The sequence below is a fragment of the Cronobacter universalis NCTC 9529 genome, from assembly GCF_001277175.1.
Lineage (GTDB): Bacteria > Pseudomonadota > Gammaproteobacteria > Enterobacterales > Enterobacteriaceae > Cronobacter > Cronobacter universalis.
Map to the genome: position 1 here is coordinate 2,507,638 of NZ_CP012257.1, position 15,476 is coordinate 2,523,113.

Annotated in this window: 13 protein-coding genes and 1 pseudogene; 8 read left to right on the forward strand and 6 right to left on the reverse strand. The window is 58.0% G+C overall.

Translation table 11 applies throughout. From position 1 onward, the window contains the following. Positions 1-442 precede the first annotated feature (442 nt). Positions 443-1,993 carry a methyl-accepting chemotaxis protein gene (locus AFK65_RS22370; RefSeq protein WP_050569306.1) on the forward strand — a complete coding sequence of 517 codons (1,551 nt, stop codon included), beginning with the start codon at positions 443-445 and terminating at the stop codon, positions 1,991-1,993. 72 nt (positions 1,994-2,065) lie between these two features. On the opposite strand, the gene AFK65_RS11555 is transcribed toward AFK65_RS22370, so the two are convergent. From AFK65_RS11555 to AFK65_RS11565, 3 genes and pseudogenes are all read right to left on the reverse strand, one after another. Then, the gene (locus AFK65_RS11555; RefSeq protein WP_007698648.1) at positions 2,066-2,359 is read right to left on the reverse strand and encodes a DUF1330 domain-containing protein; all 294 of its coding nucleotides are present in this window, start codon (positions 2,357-2,359) and stop codon (positions 2,066-2,068) included. A gap of 69 nt (positions 2,360-2,428) precedes the next feature. Further along, positions 2,429-3,467: pseudogene (locus AFK65_RS11560) on the reverse strand (aldo/keto reductase). 63 nt (positions 3,468-3,530) lie between these two features. After that, complete coding sequence (locus AFK65_RS11565; protein WP_007698654.1) at positions 3,531-4,121, reverse strand: flavodoxin family protein; 591 nt, start codon at positions 4,119-4,121, stop codon at positions 3,531-3,533. 115 nt (positions 4,122-4,236) lie between these two features. Here AFK65_RS11565 and AFK65_RS11570 point away from each other — a divergent pair, with 115 nt between their 5' ends. Continuing rightward, on the forward strand, positions 4,237-5,142 hold the full coding sequence (locus tag AFK65_RS11570) for a LysR substrate-binding domain-containing protein (RefSeq protein WP_007698658.1): 906 nt from the start codon (positions 4,237-4,239) through the stop codon (positions 5,140-5,142). A 251-nt stretch (positions 5,143-5,393) separates the two neighbouring features. Continuing rightward, positions 5,394-7,124, forward strand: a complete 1,731-nt coding sequence (locus AFK65_RS11575) for a potassium/proton antiporter (protein WP_038856972.1) — start codon at positions 5,394-5,396, stop codon at positions 7,122-7,124. A 70-nt stretch (positions 7,125-7,194) separates the two neighbouring features. Here AFK65_RS11575 and dadX read toward each other — a convergent pair whose 3' ends face one another. Continuing rightward, positions 7,195-8,265, reverse strand: coding sequence for a catabolic alanine racemase DadX (gene dadX / locus AFK65_RS11580; RefSeq protein ID WP_038856971.1), 1,071 nt, complete (start codon positions 8,263-8,265; stop codon positions 7,195-7,197). A gap of 12 nt (positions 8,266-8,277) precedes the next feature. Continuing rightward, positions 8,278-9,576, reverse strand: a complete 1,299-nt coding sequence (locus AFK65_RS11585; RefSeq protein ID WP_038856970.1) for a D-amino acid dehydrogenase — start codon at positions 9,574-9,576, stop codon at positions 8,278-8,280. Between the two features lie 323 nt (positions 9,577-9,899). Here AFK65_RS11585 and AFK65_RS11590 point away from each other — a divergent pair, with 323 nt between their 5' ends. After that, positions 9,900-11,435 carry a SpoVR family protein gene (locus tag AFK65_RS11590; RefSeq protein ID WP_032805470.1) on the forward strand — a complete coding sequence of 512 codons (1,536 nt, stop codon included), beginning with the start codon at positions 9,900-9,902 and terminating at the stop codon, positions 11,433-11,435. 62 nt (positions 11,436-11,497) lie between these two features. Here AFK65_RS11590 and fadR read toward each other — a convergent pair whose 3' ends face one another. Then, positions 11,498-12,217 carry a fatty acid metabolism transcriptional regulator FadR gene (fadR, locus tag AFK65_RS11595; RefSeq protein ID WP_007698675.1) on the reverse strand — a complete coding sequence of 240 codons (720 nt, stop codon included), beginning with the start codon at positions 12,215-12,217 and terminating at the stop codon, positions 11,498-11,500. Between the two features lie 211 nt (positions 12,218-12,428). On the opposite strand from fadR, the gene nhaB reads away from it, so the two are divergent. From nhaB to AFK65_RS11610, 4 genes are all read left to right on the forward strand, one after another. Continuing rightward, a complete protein-coding gene (gene nhaB / locus AFK65_RS11600; RefSeq protein WP_007698678.1) occupies positions 12,429-13,991 on the forward strand; it encodes a sodium/proton antiporter NhaB in 1,563 nt (520 codons plus the stop codon). 136 nt (positions 13,992-14,127) lie between these two features. Beyond that, complete coding sequence (gene dsbB / locus AFK65_RS11605) at positions 14,128-14,661, forward strand: disulfide bond formation protein DsbB (RefSeq protein WP_007698681.1); 534 nt, start codon at positions 14,128-14,130, stop codon at positions 14,659-14,661. Positions 14,662-14,812: 151 nt separating this feature from the next. Further along, the gene (locus AFK65_RS22255) at positions 14,813-14,902 is read left to right on the forward strand and encodes a hypothetical protein (RefSeq protein ID WP_085958866.1); all 90 of its coding nucleotides are present in this window, start codon (positions 14,813-14,815) and stop codon (positions 14,900-14,902) included. 223 nt (positions 14,903-15,125) lie between these two features. Continuing rightward, positions 15,126-15,356, forward strand: coding sequence for a hypothetical protein (locus tag AFK65_RS11610; RefSeq protein ID WP_007698685.1), 231 nt, complete (start codon positions 15,126-15,128; stop codon positions 15,354-15,356). The last annotated feature ends 120 nt before the right edge of the window (positions 15,357-15,476 follow it).

Sequence of the window (15,476 nt, forward strand, 5' to 3'; positions counted from 1 at the left end):
ATATCTCTGCCGGACTGTTTGCCTGTAATGGCCAAAGCGGCTGCTGTGCGCGGACAGTCAGTGGCGATAGGGTTCAGCGCGGCGCGAAGGATATTAACTCACTTCATTATCGCCTGAGCCTGGCCGCGTGAGGAACCCGCACCTGCCCCGTTTTGCACCGCAGGAAGAAGATCCCCGGCTGATTTCGCTGGCTCGTAAAGGCTCTCCTTTCATTTTTGGGGCCGCAGAAACGCCGCAACGAATAGATGCTGGCAGCGGCGCCCGCCTTTATAGCGCGCTATCCGTTTGAATATACCCACAAAACAAAAAAGCCGGAAAGGATATATTCTCCGCCGTCTCTGCGTTTATCAATTTCAGTTAAAGCCAGAAAAGCCCGTGCCGATAACTTATCTGTTTACGGCGCTTCACGCGGCTCTGTCACCTTATTCAGGACGAGGTTTAAATGTTCAGGAATTTACCTATCAAGAAAAAGTTCTTTTTTGCCTTTGGCGCTGTTTTAGCATTGCTGCTGTTATTGTGCGCGACCTTCTACAATAACTTTTCCAGCATCGTTAATACCAACGCCTGGAACATTCATAGCTGGCGCGTCATTGATAAAAGCCGTGCCCTGACGCAAAGCCTGGTGAATATGGAAACCGGTCTGCGTGGCTATGCGATTAATGGCAAAGAGGAAATGCTGGCTCCCTGGAATTCAGGCAAAGAGGATTTTGGTAAACTCTTGCAGGAAACGAAAGGCTTAACGGCGGATAACCCGGCGCAGCAAAAGCGTCTGAATGATTTGCTTAAGCAGGAGCAAGAGTGGCGGGAAAAGTTTGTCGCTGAATTGCTCGAAAATCGTCGCGCGCTCAATGCCGGGTCAATGTCGCAGGCGGATTTCAACGCGGCCTTTGAAGCCAACACGGGCAAGCCGCAGATGGATCAAATGCGTAAAACCATTGATGACATCGTCAATGACGAAAAAAATCTGCTCAGCGAACGCCAGCATTCTGTCGATTCCGTTGAAACGCAGACCCAGCTGACCTTGTTTATCGGCGCGTTGTCAGGTGTCCTCGTCGCTTCCGCTTTAGGCTATGTCCTTGCCCGTTCCATTACCCTTCCGCTCGGGGAAGCGGTAAAAGCGGCCCAGGCGATTGCCGCAGGCGATCTCTCGACCCGTCTGGTGGCGCATTCAAAAGATGAAACCGGTGTGCTTATCGACACCCTGACCGCCATGCAGGAGCAGCTCAAAAAGGTGGTCGCTGATATTCAGACCGCCGCGTCCTCTATCGACAACGCCTCTAAAGAGGTCGCGATGGGCAATACCGATCTCTCTGCACGAACGGAACAGCAGGCCGCCTCGCTGGAAGAAACCTCAGCCAGCATGGAGCAACTGACGGCGACCGTGAGGCAAAACGCTTCTAACGCGCAAAGCGCCAGCAGCCTGGCGTCCGACGCGTCCGAGGTCGCGAAACAGGGAGGCGAAGTGGTGGATAAAGTCGTCGTCACCATGGCGTCCATTTTCGACAGTTCGAAAAGCGTGGTCGATATTATCGGCACCATTGAAAGCATCGCTTTCCAGACCAATATCCTGGCGCTCAACGCCGCCGTGGAAGCGGCTCGCGCCGGCGAGCAGGGCCGCGGTTTCGCCGTGGTGGCAAGCGAAGTGCGCGCGCTCGCGCAGCGCAGTTCGACCGCGGCGAAAGAGATTAAAGCGCTGATTGAAACATCGAACCAGCGCATATCGGAGGGCACCGACCTGGTCGCGCAGGCGGGCAAAACCATGACCGGGATCGTCACGGCGATCGGCAACGTCTCGACAATTATGTCTGAGATCTATACCGCTTCCGGCGAGCAGGTTAACGGTATTGAGCATGTGGGCATCGCTATCAACCAGATGGATGAAGTGACCCAGCAAAACGCCGCGCTGGTTCAGGAGGCCGCCGCGGCTGCCGCGTCGCTGGAAGATCAGGCGGCGCAGCTAAACCGCTCCACGGCGATTTTTAAACTCGCCTGATATACGGATGCCGTAACGGGATAAGGTTGATGTCCGCTTCCTTCACGACGCGGACATTCAACCTTCAGCAGATCACACTTCCGGCCCTTCCACTAACACCAGCGTGCCTGTCGAGGCGCGGACGCGCATGGCTCTGGCTGCCTGATACGCCGGACTGTCGTAAAAGCGCTTTGCGTCGTCAAACGAATCAAATTCCAGAACGATGTGTTTTTCATGCGCCTCTCCCTCCAGGTTTTCATACTGCCCTGACCAGGCCACGATTTTCGGGTTAAAGGGCTGCATGGCCTGTGCGGCGGCCTCGGCATATTCCGCGTAGGCAGCCGGATCGGTGATAGTCACATGAGCGACCAGATAGCCTTTCTTCATTTTCTTTTCCTTTATCAACAATGGGTTTTACACACGTTAAGCCAGGTGGCTGAACACGCGCAGAACGGGTCAAAGATGCTCTGTATGAACGCCAGCGGGTTGCGGATAGCGCATGGCTTCCTGTCGCTCAATCATCCAGGCCGGGTAATGCGGCGGCAGCGCGCTTACCGCATCCAGACGCGCCAGTTCGTCGGCGGTGAGCGTAATGTTGCTCGCGCCCAGATTATCGGTGAGCTGCTCCCGCCGTTTTACCCCGATAATGACGCTGGTGACCGCGGGGCGGGCAAGAAGCCAGGCGAGCGCTATCTGGCTGACCGATACCGCACGCGCCTCTGCGATAACCCGCATTTCGGCGACGCATTGCCAGGCCCGGTCGCGGTCGACAGGCGGGAAATCGAATGTGCTGCGGCGCGCCCGGTCCGAATTTGCCGGACAGCAAGCCGCCCGCGAGCGGCGACCAGACGAGAAGCCCCAGTTTTTCTTCATTGACCAGCGGCACCAGTTCACGTTCCACGTCGCGGCTGGCAATGGAGTAATAGGCCTGCAATGTTTCAAAGCGCGTGGCATGAAGCGCCTCGCTCAGGCCCAGCGCTTTGCCGAGCCGGCCGGCGGCCCAGTTGGAGACGCCGACATAGCGAACCAGCCCCTGGCGGGTCAGATCGTCAAGCGCGCGCAGCGTCTCCTCAACCGGCGTGACGCTGTCGCTGGCGTGGATCTGGTATAAATCGATATGGTCAACCTGCAACCGCTCAAGGCTCCTTTGCACGGAATCCATAATGTGTCCGCGCGAGGCGCCCCGATCGTTAGGCCCTTTCCCCATCACGCCGCCGGTTTTGGTCGCGAGAACAATGTCGCTGCGCGCCACGCCAAGCGCTTTTAGCGCGATCCCCGTAATACGCTCCGACTGGCCGAAAGAGTAAATATCGGCGGTATCAATGAAGTTAATGCCGCCCGCCAGCGCCTGCGCGATAAGCTGGTTGGCCTCCTCCTGCGCGACCGCGCCGATGGAGGACCACATGCCCGCATCGGCGTTACCGCCGAGCGTCATTGTGCCGAGGCACAGTTCCGATACGAACATGCCTGTCCGTCCGAGTTGTTTATATTTCACGGGATCCCCTTGTTGCGTCAGCGTGTGACGCCCTGGTTATGTGTGGCTTTAACCGGCTGTGGTTCAGCGGGCAGAGGCATTCACCGACGAGAACTGCGCGGCAATCTTCGCCACGCGCGCGCCATAGAGCCGTGCCGTTTCGAGATCCCCTGAAGACATCTCTTCGGGCGATGCATCGGCCGGGGTCTGCGCCATAGGGCCGATATTGGAGCCCATTCGGTTCAGATCGTCGCGCTGCGACGCTTTGGTGTTTGAGGATTTGATATCCATGTTGACCCAGATACCGCCGTGCTGACCGGCCAGCAGAAAGAAATAGGCCAGCGTATTGAGCTTGTCGCCATTGATGCTGGCGCTGTTGGTAAAGCCGCCGAAAATCTTGTTGTTCCACTCGCCCTTAAACCAGGGCTTTGACGAGGCATCGGCAAACTTCTTGAACTGCCAGCTCGGCCCGCCCATATAGGTCGGCGAACCGAACAGAATCACCGCTGCCTCGCGAAGTGTCGCCCAGGCGTTCTCAGGAATATTGCCTTCAGAATCGATAGCGATAAGCGTGGCGCCAGCGCCTTTCGCTACCGCAGCGGCCATCCGTTCCGTATGCCCATAGCCGGAGTGGTAGATAACCACGGCGTTAATCGTGTTGAGGGGATGCGTCATAGTGTCTGCCTTTCATAAAAGTATGCGGATTACGCGGTGTGAAAGTAGTCTATTAAGTATTAATATGGGTATAAATGACCCAAAAAAGAACACACTGTTTCTTTCAGGAATAACAATGAAAAACCTTGAGCCGCTGATGATTTTCGCGCGCGTGGCGGAAATGAAGAGCTTTACGCAGGCCGCGGAAAGCCTCGGGATCCAGAAAGGCCGCGCCTCTGTGGTGGTGCGCGAACTTGAGCAGGAGATAGGCGCCACGCTTTTAAACCGAACCACGCGCACCGTGCAGCTGACCGAAGAGGGGCGGGCGTTTTATAGCCGCGCGCGCGATCTGCTCTCGGAAGCCGATGAACTGAAATCGATGTTTTCTCAGAGCGAGACAGCGCTACGGGGACGCTTACGCGTCGATATGCCGGCGGTGCTAGCGGAGAATGTGGTGATCCCTGCCCTGCCGCAACTGCTGGAGGCCCACCCGGAACTGGAGCTGGAGCTCTCCAGCACCGACCGCCGCGTCGATCTGATTCAGGAAGGATTTGACTGCGTCATCCGCCTGGGGCCGATCGTGGATGAAACGCTGGTGGCCCGCCCGCTCGGAAAATTACGCATGATCAATGCCGCAAGCCCGGATTATCTCGCGCGCGTCGGCGTGCCGCAGACGCTGGATGACCTGACTCGCCAGGGGCACCGGATGGTGCATTACACGCGCAATTTTGGCTCAAAGCCCTATGGGTGGGAGTATCCGACAAAAGAGGGCTATGCCTCGCTGATGCTGCCGGGCGCGGTAAGCGTCAACAGCGTCCAGTCCTATCACCGGGCGGGGCTTGCGGGCCTGGGCCTGATCCAGGGCGGCTATTCCACCCTCGCGCCCTGGATTGCGCGCGGCGCGCTGGTTGAAGTGCTGCCTGATTTGCGTCCAGAGCCGCTGGATGCGTCTTTCGTCATAGCGCACCGGCGCAATTTATCGCAGCGCGTCAGAGCCTTTATGCGCTGGACGGAAGAGATCCTGCAACCGTATTTTGCCTGACGCCCCGGCGCCTGCTCGTTCAGGCGCCGCAGAGACGTAAGACAAATCCCGAACTGTCGCCGGAACACGGCTTTTAGTTCAATACGTTGCAAAATGGTAACCGGATGGACCCTGCCATCTGCTACCCTGACTTTGCACTTGCTCAACGGAAAACCCCGGAAAAGGTCATTCACCATGCTAATTAAACCGATTGATTCATAATTAGTATGGTAAGTTTTTAAAAAACCCATCAGCAGAGGAGATCGCGCACGTTGGACGCCGGGACGATAATTAGTCTTTTTATTCTGGGTTCGGTACTGGTCACCTGCAGTATCCTGTTAAGTTCATTCTCGTCACGTCTTGGTATCCCCATCCTGGTGATTTTCCTGGCTATCGGCATGCTTGCGGGCGTGGATGGCGTGGGCGGCATTCCGTTTGACAACTACCCTTTCGCATATCTGGTGAGTAACCTGGCGCTGGCGGTGATCCTGCTTGATGGCGGGATGCGCACCCAGGCAAGTTCCTTTAAAGTGGCCCTCGGCCCTGCGCTGTCGCTCGCGACCGTCGGAGTGCTGATTACCTCCGGGCTGACCGGCATGGCCGCCGCGTGGCTGTTCCATCTGGACATCATGGAAGGGCTGCTGATAGGCGCGATAGTCGGCTCCACCGACGCCGCGGCGGTCTTCTCGCTGCTTGGCGGCAAAGGCCTGAACGAGCGCGTGAGTTCCACGCTTGAGATTGAATCCGGCAGCAACGATCCGATGGCGGTATTTCTCACCATCACGCTGATTTCAATGATTCAGGAGCATCAGACCGCGCTGAGCTGGCTGTTCCTGGTGCACATTGTTCAGCAGTTCGGGCTCGGGATACTCATCGGCCTGGGCGGCGGCTGGCTGCTGCTGAAAACCATCAACCGTATTCCGCTGCCCTCCGGGCTCTACCCGCTGCTGGCGTTAAGCGGCGGCATCATGGTGTTCTCCGTGACCACGGCGCTCGATGGCAGCGGCATTCTGGCGGTCTATCTGTGCGGTTTTGTGCTCGGCAATAAACCGATTCGCAACCGCTACGGCATTCAGCAAACCTTTGACGGCCTGGCCTGGCTTGCGCAGATTGGCATGTTCCTGGTGCTTGGTCTTCTGGTGACACCGTCACATCTGCTGCCGATCGCCATTCCGGCGCTGCTGCTCTCGCTGTGGATGATTTTCATCGCCCGCCCGCTCTCTATCTTTACCGGCCTGCTGCCGTTTCGCGGGTTTACGCTTCGCGAGCGCGTGTTTATCAGCTGGGTGGGTCTGCGCGGCGCGGTGCCGATTATCCTCGCCGTCTTCCCGATGATGGCCGGGCTGGAACGCGCGAATCTGTTCTTCGACGTGGCGTTTTTCGTGGTGCTGGTCTCGCTGCTCTTTCAGGGCACGACGCTGGGCTGGGCCGCGAAAAAGGCCAAAGTGGTGGTGCCGGAAGTCGGCCGCCCGCAGTCTCGCGTGGGGCTCGATATTCACCCGGAAAACCCGTGGGAGCAGTTTGTTTATCAGCTGAGCGCCGATAAATGGTGCGTGGGCGCGGCGCTGCGCGACCTGCATATGCCGAAAGAGACGCGCATCGCGGCGCTGTTTCGTGAAAACCAGCTGATGCACCCGACCGGCAGCACTCGCCTGCGGGAAGGCGATGTGCTGTGCGTGATTGGCCGCGAGCGCGACCTGCCTGCGCTTGGCAAGCTGTTCAGCCAGTCGCCGCCGGTGGCGCTCGACCAGCGCTTCTTCGGTGATTTTATCCTTGAAGCGGACGCGAAGTTCTCCGACGTGGCGTTTATCTACGGGCTGGATGACCAGTCGGCGGTGGATCAAAACCGCACCATCGGCGAAGTGGTGCTGGCGCTGATTGGCGCCGCGCCTGTCGTGGGCGACCAGGTGGATTTCGCGGGCATGACGTGGACGGTGGCGGAGAAAGAAAATAACCAGATCCGCCGCATCGGTCTGAAAGTGGCCGAAGACGGCGACGACTGACGGCGCCGCACGGCACAAAAGCAAAAGGGAAACCCGCGGGTTTCCCTTTTTTATGGCCTCGGTAACGCGCTTAGCGCGTGCTGACCGGCACGCGCGGCGCCAGCGCGCACATCAGCTCATAGCCAATTGTGCCGCAGGCCGCGGCGACATCGTCGATTTTAATCTCGTTGCCCCACAGCTCTACCGGACTGCCGATGCCCGCCTGCGGGCAAGGCGTGAGATCGACCGCCAGCATATCCATCGAGACGGTGCCGACAATCCCGGTACGCACGCCATCCACCAGCACCGGCGTGCCGTCCGGCGCATGGCGCGGATAACCGTCGGCGTAACCGCCCGCGACAATCCCGATACGCTGCTCGCCGGCGGCGCGGTAGCGGCTGCCGTAGCCCACGGTGTCGCCAGGCTTCAGGGTCTGCACGCCGATAATCTCGCTCTTCAGCGTCATCACCGGTTGCAGACCGCTGGTGGCGATATCCCGCCACTGCCCGGTCGGCGACGCGCCGTAGAGCACGATGCCAGGACGTACCCAGTCGAAATGCGCCTGCGGATGCCAGAGCGCGGCGGCGGAGTTGGAAAGCGAGCGCGGCGCGTCGATGCCTTCCGCCGCCTGCTCAATGCGCACCATCGCCGCGTCAATGCCGTCCGGGCGATCGGCATCGGCGAAGTGCGCCATCAGCGTTATCTGCCCCACATTGGCAATGGTTTTCAGCTGCTGCCAGATGCTGTGCACCCGCTCCGGCGTGAAGCCCAGACGGTTCATGCCGCTGTTGATTTTGAGATAGACATCCAGCGGGGCGTTCAGCTTCGCCTCCGCCAGCGCCTTTAACTGCCAGTTGCTGTGCACGCTGGTGGTGAGCCGGTATTTATCGAACAGCGGCAGTTCATCGGCGTGGAAAAAACCTTCCAGCATCAGGATCGGGCCTTTCCAGCCGCGCTCGCGCAGCAAAATGGCCTCTTCCAGATTAAGCATCGCAAAACCGTCGGTGGCGCCCAGCGCCGACCAGACGCGGTCAAGCCCGTGGCCGTAAGCATTCGCCTTGACCACTGACCAGACGCGCGACCGGGGCGCCGCGCGGCGCACCACCTCCAGGTTGTGACGCAGAGCCTGCAAATCCAGGCTCGCCTGTATCGGACGAGACATGCGGGTTCCTTATCAGGGGTGCGCGCCGTGCAGGCGGTGGGAAGAGGACGGTGTGAAGCCCGGCGCGTAACGGGCCACCGACAGATCCTCAAACGGAATCGCGGGCGTGCGGCCGGAGATGATATCGCTCAGAAGCTGCCCGGAGCCGCAGGCCATCGTCCAGCCGAGCGTGCCGTGCCCGGTGTTGAGCCACAGGTTTTTGAATTCGGTGCGCCCGACCACCGGCGTGCCGTCCGGCGTCATCGGGCGCAGGCCGGTCCAGAATTTCGCCTGTTCGATATGGCCGCCGCGCGGGTAGAGATCGCGCACCACCATTTCCAGCGTCTCCTGACGCGGTTTCAAAAGCTCGGTGTTAAAGCCGACGATTTCAGCCATGCCGCCGACGCGGATACGGTCATCAAAGCGCGTAATGGCGATTTTATAAGTTTCATCGAGCACGGTGGAGACCGGCGCGCCGGTTTCATCGGCAATCGGAATGGTGAGCGAATAGCCCTTCAGCGGGTAAACCGGAATATCCACGATGCCTTTGAGCATGGCGGTGGAATAGGAGCCGAACGCCATGACATAGCCATCGGCTTTAATAACTTCATCGCCGCACTTCACGCCGTAGATGCGCTGGCCTTCAGAGAGCAGTCTGTCTACCGGCGTGTTGTAACGGAACACCACGCCCGCCGCTTCCGCCATCTGCGCGAGGCGCGTGGTGAAGAGCTGGCAGTCGCCGGTTTCGTCATTCGGCAGTTGCAGCCCGCCGGTGAGTTTATGCGCTACTTCCGCCAGCGCTGGTTCCACCTGCGCCAGTTCAGCGGCTTTCAGGAGGCGGAACGGCACGCCTTCGCTCTCCAGCACCGCGATGTCGCGCGAAGCGTTTTCATATTGCTGTTCGGTGCGGAACAGTTGCAGCGTTCCGCCCTGACGGCCCTCATACTGAATGCCGGTGGATTCGCGCAGCGCTTTTAAGCAGTCGCGGCTGTACTCCGCCAGCCGCACCATGCGGCCTTTATTCTGCATGTAGTGGCGGGTGTCGCAGTTGCGCAGCATCTGCCACATCCACTTAAGCTGAAAGTGCGTGCCGTCAAGGCTGATGGCCAGCGGCGCGTGACGCTGGAACATCCACTTGATGGCTTTCAGCGGCACGCCGGGCGCGGCCCAGGGCGCCGCGTAACCGGGCGAGATCTGGCCGGCGTTGGCGGCGCTGGTCTCCAGCGCCGGGCCCGGCTCGCGATCGATAACCGTCACTTCGTGCCCCGCCTGGCGTAAATACCAGGCGCTGGCGACGCCGACAACTCCACTCCCCAGCACGACTACATGCATGTCCTCTTCCTTCTCAGGCTAAAGAATAATTAACTGATTACAAATTGATAACCCAGAAGAAAATATTATTCAACATATGGCTTTTTTATGGTGAACCCTCTCACAACTTTCCGCGTCACAGCAGGGATAGCGCTTTCAGGATCTCCTGCTTCCCTTCCCTGCCCGGCAAAATAAAATTCTGCGACGCCCGGCATTTACCGACAGGCGGGCTCAGGAAATCGCGCAGAAAAAATTTTTGCCGTGGCGCTGATAAGTCGGGGGTGATCTATGCTTGAAATTAAGGCTCTCCCCGGATGAGAGCCGCTAACAATGAGGGCGCGCTGATGGCTACCGTAACTGATTCCCTGAAAAAGGATACCCAACGTCTGAGCGACGGGCCGGACTGGACATTCGAGCTGCTGGATGTCTATCTCGCTGAAATCGATCGCGTGGCGAAACTCTACCGGCTGGACACTTATCCGCACCAGATTGAGATAATCACCTCCGAACAGATGATGGACGCGTACTCCAGCGTCGGGATGCCGATTAACTACCCGCACTGGTCGTTCGGTAAAAAATTCATCGAGACCGAGCGGCTCTATAAGCATGGTCAGCAAGGGCTCGCCTACGAGATTGTGATCAACTCCAATCCGTGTATTGCGTATCTGATGGAAGAGAACACCATTACGATGCAGGCGCTGGTGATGGCGCACGCCTGTTACGGCCACAACTCGTTTTTCAAGAATAACTACCTGTTCCGCAGCTGGACCGACGCCAGTTCGATTGTCGATTACCTCATTTTCGCCCGCCACTACATTACCGAGTGCGAAGAGCGCTACGGCGTGGATGAAGTGGAGAAGCTGCTGGACTCATGCCACGCGCTGATGAATTACGGCGTTGACCGTTATAAACGCCCGCAGAAGATCTCGCTGCAGGAAGAGAAAGCGCGCCAGAAAAGCCGCGAAGAGTATCTGCAAAGCCAGGTCAACATGCTGTGGCGCACGCTCCCCAGACGTGAGGAGGAGAAGGCCGTCGAGGCGCATCGCCGCTTCCCCGCCGAGCCGCAGGAGAACCTGCTCTATTTTATGGAGAAGAACGCCCCGCTGCTGGAGCCGTGGCAGCGCGAGATCCTGCGCATCGTGCGTAAGGTGAGCCAGTATTTCTACCCGCAGAAACAGACGCAGGTGATGAACGAAGGCTGGGCGACGTTCTGGCACTACACCATCCTGAATCATCTCTACGATGAAGGAAAAGTGACCGATCGCTTTATGCTGGAGTTTCTGCACAGCCACACCAATGTCGTTTTCCAGCCGCCCTACAATAGCCAGTGGTACAGCGGCATCAACCCGTACGCGCTCGGCTTCGCCATGTTCCAGGATATTAAACGTATCTGCCAGAACCCGACGGAGGAAGACCGCTACTGGTTCCCGGATATCGCGGGCTCCGACTGGCTGGAAACGCTGCATTTCGCCATGCGCGACTTCAAAGACGAGAGCTTTATCAGCCAGTTCCTGTCGCCGAAAGTCATGCGCGATTTCCGCTTCTTTACGGTGCTGGATGACGATCGCAACAACTATCTGGAAATTGAGGCTATCCACAACGAAGAGGGTTACCGGGCGATTCGTAACGAGCTGTCTGCCCAGTATAACCTGAGCAACCTGGAGCCGAATATTCAGGTGTGGAACGTTAACCTGCGCGGCGACCGCGCGCTGACGCTACGCTACATTCCGCAACACCGCGCGCCGCTCGATAAGGGCCGTCGGGAAGTGCTGAAGCATGTGCATCGCCTGTGGGGCTTCGACGTGCTGCTGGAGCAGCAGAACGAAGACGGCAGCGTGGAGCTGCTGGAGCGCTGCCCGCCGCGGATCAATACGCTCTGACAGCCACGCCCAACAAAAAAGGCTTCCCGAAGGAAGCCTTTTTTATGCGCGCTCGCCGTGTATTAACGGCTGTGCATCGCCAGATCGCCCGGCAGGTTTTTCTGCATCCGGTGCCAGATCTCGCCGCTTTCACGGCCGTAAGTACGGACCACGTCGTAGACCTGATCGTGCTGCCCTTCGCGCGAAAGCGTGCCGAGCTTGTGGTAAAAGCCCAGCGCCAGGCTGCGCGCTTCCGGGTTGGAGAAATAGTGGCGGCCGATGCGGGTGTAAAGCCCTTTCATGCCGTTGAGGATAAGGCCGTAGATCGGGTTGCCGGAAGCGAACGCCAGACCGCGGAAAATGTTGTAATCCAGCTCCGCGAAAGCGTCAGCGTGATCTTCGACTTCATCCGCCGTCGCCAGCACTTCATGCGCGCGATCGGGGTGCATACGCAACGCGGTGCGGATAAAAATCGTCGCGATGTTGGTGCGCACGGAAAGGAGGTTATCGATAAGCTGCGGCACGCTTTCGTGGTCGAGACGCGCCAGCGTTTCGAGGATGTTGAGCCCCGACGTTTCCCAGAAGTTGTTTACTTTCGTCGGCTTACCGTGCTGGATAGTCAGCCAGCCGTCGCGCGCCAGGCGCTGTAGCACTTCGCGCAGGGTGGTGCGCGTCACGCCGATCAGTTCAGAGAGTTCGCGTTCAGCAGGCAGAATAGATCCCGGAGGGAAGCGGTTATTCCAGATGCTTTCAATAATGTACTCTTCCGCGAAACCCGCCGGGCTCTGCGCCTTAATCACCATAATGAGCTTTCCAATACACCTAAGATGCAAAATTCACTCATCATACCAGACGCGCCGGAGCGCAGGTAGCATGACGAAATGTAAAAAAAGGGATCGTGGTTCGGTTTCTGACAATCCCCACCGGCCCGCCATACGCGCCCGCGGCTTGATCGCCGCACCACTGCCGGGTACCCTGCCATGTTAACGAAAAATAACCGTAAAGGATCATGGCATGGAAATTTCATATGGCCGGGCGTTGTACCGTAACTTTTTAGGACAATCTCCGGACTGGTACAAGCTTTGTTTACTTGGCTTTTTGATTCTTAATCCTCTGGTTTTCTGGGTAAGCCCCTTCGCCGCCGGCTGGCTGCTGGTTATTGAGTTTATCTTCACGCTGGCGATGGCGCTGAAGTGCTACCCCCTGCTGCCGGGCGGGCTGTTGGCCGTCGAGGCGCTGTTTATCGGGATGACCAGCGCCGAACATGTGCGCGAAGAGGTGGCGAATAACCTCGCCGTCGTGCTGCTGCTGATTTTCATGGTGGCGGGCATCTACTTTATGAAGCAGTTGCTGCTGCTGATTTTTACCCGGCTGCTGCTGGGTATCCGCTCCAAAACCCTGCTCTCTCTGGCGTTCTGCTTTGCGGCGGCATTTCTCTCCGCGTTCCTCGACGCGCTGACGGTGGTCGCCGTGGTCATCAGCGTGGCGGTAGGCTTTTACGGCATCTACCATCGCGTCGCGTCCAATCGTGAAGAGGGACAAGAGTTAGTGGACGATGCCCAGCTCGACGACGAACGCCGCGCCACGCTTGAGCGCTTTCGCGCGTTTCTGCGCAGTCTGATGATGCATGCGGGCGTCGGCACGGCGCTTGGCGGCGTGATGACGATGGTGGGCGAGCCGCAAAACCTGATTATCGCCCACGCGGCAGGCTGGGGCTTCGGCGACTTCCTGCTGCGCGTCGCGCCCGTGAGCGTGCCGGTGTTCATCTGCGGCATCCTCACCTGTATTCTGGTGGAGAAAACCAAATCGTTTGGCTATGGCGAACCGCTACCGGAGCCGGTGCGTAAGATCCTTCGCGAGTACGACGACAAGAGCCGCCAGAAGCGTACCCGTCAGGACACCATGAAGCTGATTATCCAGGGCCTGATCGGCGTCTGGCTGATTGCCGCGCTGGCGCTGCATCTGGCGGAAGTGGGCCTGATTGGTCTGTCGGTGATTATTCTCGCCTCCTCGCTGTGCGGCGTCACCGACGAGCACGCTATCGGCAAAGCGTTCACCGAAGCGCTGCCCTTCACCGCCCTGCTGACCGTGTTCTTCGCCATTGTGGCGGTGATAATCGACCAGCATCTGTTCGCGCCGATTATCGCGTATGTGCTGGAAGCCACGCCGCATAACCAGCTGTCGCTCTTCTATCTCTTCAACGGCCTGCTGTCGTCGATTTCCGATAACGTGTTTGTCGGCACGGTCTATATCAATGAAGCGAAAAGCGCGCTGCAACAGGGCGTTATCGACGCGAAACAGTTTGAGATGCTGGCGGTGGCGATTAACACCGGCACCAACCTGCCGTCCGTCGCCACCCCGAACGGCCAGGCGGCGTTTCTGTTCCTGCTGACTTCCGCGCTGGCACCGCTGATTCGCCTCTCCTATGGCCGCATGGTCTGGATGGCGCTGCCGTATACGGTGGTTCTGACGCTGGTGGGCCTTGCGTGCGTGCAGTACACGCTGGTGCCATTCACCGACTGGCTGCTGCAAAGCGGCTGGGTCAGCACCCCTGCCGTCACGGCGCTGCTGCATTAATCGCAAATCGGGCCTTCGCGGCCCGATTTTTTGTTTATAGGCAGGGGTTTAATGCGTTATTTTTGATGTCGCTAGTGGCGTCAAAGAGGTTTTCGTTTACACTGCCGGTTCAACGCAGATTGCAGAGATAATCATTATGTTGCGATATTTAAACCAGTGTTCGCGTGGGCGCGGCGCATGGCTGTTGCTGGCGCTCACCGCTTTCGCGCTGGAAATGGTGGCGCTGTGGTTCCAGCATGTCATGCTGCTGAAGCCATGCGTGTTATGTATTTATGAACGTTGCGCGCTGTTCGGCGTTATGGGCGCAGGGCTGGTGGGAGCCATTGCGCCGAAAACCCCGTTACGCCTTGTGGCGATGGGGATCTGGATCTACAGCGCCTGGAAGGGCCTGATGCTCTCCATTGAGCACACAAACATCCAGTTGCACCCTTCGCCGTTTGTCACCTGCGACTTCGCCGCGCGCTTCCCGTCCTGGCTGCCGCTCGACAAATGGCTGCCGCAGGTGTTTGTCGCCAGCGGCGACTGCGCCGAGCGTCAGTGGTCATTCCTGACCCTGGAGATGCCGCAGTGGCTGATAGGCATTTTCGCCGCCTATCTGCTGGTCGCTCTTCTGGTGCTGCTGGCCCAGGCGTTCAAACCGAAAAAACGCGATCTTTTCGGCCGCTACTGAGTCTGTCTCGTCAGCGCCACACCACGCCCACCGCGCCCCGGCCGGTGGGCGTTTTTTTTGGCCACGCGCAGGCATTCCCCTTGCCGCCTGGCTTGTTCCGGATTCCGGCGCCTATACTTAACAGGTGTTTAATTAACGACAGGAGAACGTGATGAATAAGTATCCACTTAACGTCGAAAAAGATGATCCGAACGAAGCGCCGGAATCGGGCGATAAAAGACCCAGTCCGAATCAGAAGTAATCAAAAAGGCCGCTCAGTCGGCCTTTTTTTCGGCGTTTTCTTACAATCGCTGGATTATCGACCAAAAACCGCTTACGTAACTTTACGCTTAAAAACAAAGCCTTAATTACCACTACAATAGATACAGACTATTGGTTCAATCACTATAAAAAGGTGAATTGTATCAAGCTGGCAGATGTGTTATTTGTGTGGGCAGATGATTTTTCGAAGCCCTTTCAGCCCTATGAACCCACTGATTTTACGCGACGACGTTTCTGTTAAAGCGGTACTTGCGCCTTCTGGCGCCCTGCGCGGCGTGTCGCTTATTCGACAGCCCGGCAATGAAACCTGGATGACCATTATCGCGCAGCCGTGCGATCATCTTCAGGAACAAATTGCGCGTTTTTTATCCCTTACTGACGATGAGCACAATACGCTGAGTCAGTATCTCGCGCAATTCAGCGAACCGGAATGACCGGTGATTAAACGTAAATAAATGAAAATGCAATTATTCAGGCGTGCTTAAGAAATATCTCAGGGCACGCTGAGCGAATAATCTGATTTTTTAAAATTGAAGATGCACCGCAATAAACAA